The sequence below is a fragment of the Streptomyces sp. NPDC049585 genome (genome assembly GCF_040675615.1).
In the GTDB taxonomy this organism is placed as follows: domain Bacteria; phylum Actinomycetota; class Actinomycetes; order Streptomycetales; family Streptomycetaceae; genus Streptomyces; species Streptomyces luteosporeus.
The window spans coordinates 1-1,384 of record NZ_JBFAPE010000076.1 but is presented as its reverse complement, the minus strand read 5'-3'; the positions used below and the strand labels follow the sequence as shown (position 1 = coordinate 1,384).

2 protein-coding genes are annotated in these 1,384 nt (G+C 64.7%); both read right to left on the bottom strand.

What is annotated here, in order from left to right:
- Window positions 1–106: 106 nt before the first annotated feature.
- Window positions 107–906 (bottom strand): IS5 family transposase gene (locus AB0K17_RS30710; RefSeq protein ID WP_365967777.1). Its coding sequence is split into 2 segments (ribosomal slippage): window positions 107–567 and window positions 567–906, totalling 801 coding nucleotides; the frame shifts between segments, so codons are not numbered across the junction.
- Window positions 907–948: 42 nt separating this feature from the next.
- On the bottom strand, window positions 949–1,203 hold the full coding sequence (locus tag AB0K17_RS30705) for a DUF6332 family protein (protein WP_365967774.1): 255 nt from the start codon (window positions 1,201–1,203) through the stop codon (window positions 949–951).
- Between the last annotated feature and the right edge of the window lie 181 nt (window positions 1,204–1,384).

Below are 1,384 nucleotides of genomic sequence, written 5' to 3'. Positions count from 1 at the left end.
CTTCGCGATCTCCCACAACCCGTCCGGAACAATCCAACTCCACGTACCCCGCCCCATGCACAGTCAACGTCGCCTCACCACATAGGACACGGTCTAAGAGGTCATCTCAATTGGTGAGTCTGCGGTAGCAGATGAGGGTGCAGGCGATGCTGGTGAAGGCGAGGAAGTGCTCGGCCTTGCGTTCGTAGCGGCGGTGGAGCCGTCGGCAGCCGGCGAGCCAGGACATGGTGCGTTCGATGGTCCACCGGTGTCGTCCGAGCCGCTGTGAGGCCTCGATCCCTTTGCGGGCGATGCGGTGTCGGATACCGCGCCGTGCCAGCCATTGCCGCAGGTGGTGGTAGTCGTAGCCCTTGTCGGCGTGGAGCTTGGCGGGCCTGCGTCGGCGAGGTCCTCGGCGGGACCGAATCGGAGGTATGCCTTTCACGAGCGGTATCAGGGCCCGGCTGTCGTGGACGTTGGCGCCGGAGATGCCGACGGACAGGGGCAGACCGGTCTGTTCGGTGATCAGATGGATCTTCGACCCGTACTTGCCTCGGTCGACAGGATTCGGACCTGTCAGGTCCCCCTTTTCAGGGCCCGCATGTTCACAGAGTCGATCGCGCACCTCGACCAGTCCAGGTCACCGCGGGAGCCGAGTTCGTCGAGGACCAGGCGGTGGAACTTGGCCCACACCCTGGCCTTCGTCCACTCGGTGAACCGGCGGTGGGCCGTCGCCCCGGACGGCCCGAACGACGCCGAGGGCAGCTGCTGCCACGTGCATCCCGACGTCGCCACGAACACGATCGCCGCCAGCACCTCGCGGTCACCGTGGCGACGCCGCCCACCACCCTGCGGCCGCGATGGCGCTTCCGGAACCACGCGCTGGAATAACTGCCACAACTCATCCGGCACCAGCCGCTCAACGATTCCCACGCCGGGAGGCTACCGACCGCAAGGGTAAGACCGTAGTCAGTGGCCCATTCGGCGCTGCTCATCGAACCGAAGCAGCACCCGTACCAGACGCCACACTCCGGCCGTCGCCCCGAGCAGGGCGCCACCTGCCAACACGCCTTTTTCTGTCGAACCGGAGAGGCCAAGGATCAGGACGAGAGTCCAGGCGACGGCAAAGATCACCCCAGCCAGCACGGCGGCAGTCACCAGGGCGAAAACGATCTCCACCGTCATTGCGTCCTTCTCCCACCGCGACTCACGCCCCATGTCCATGCCGCAAGTTTCACATCGCGGTCAAGTCACCGCGCCTACGCTGACCGCTGACTCTCACGGGCGGCTTGATCACCAATTGAGATGACCTCTAAAACGTCATTTCACTTGGCCAGTCTGCGGTGACATATCAGGGTCGCGGCGATGGCCGTGAAGGCGAGGAAGTGTTCTGGCTTGCGCTCGT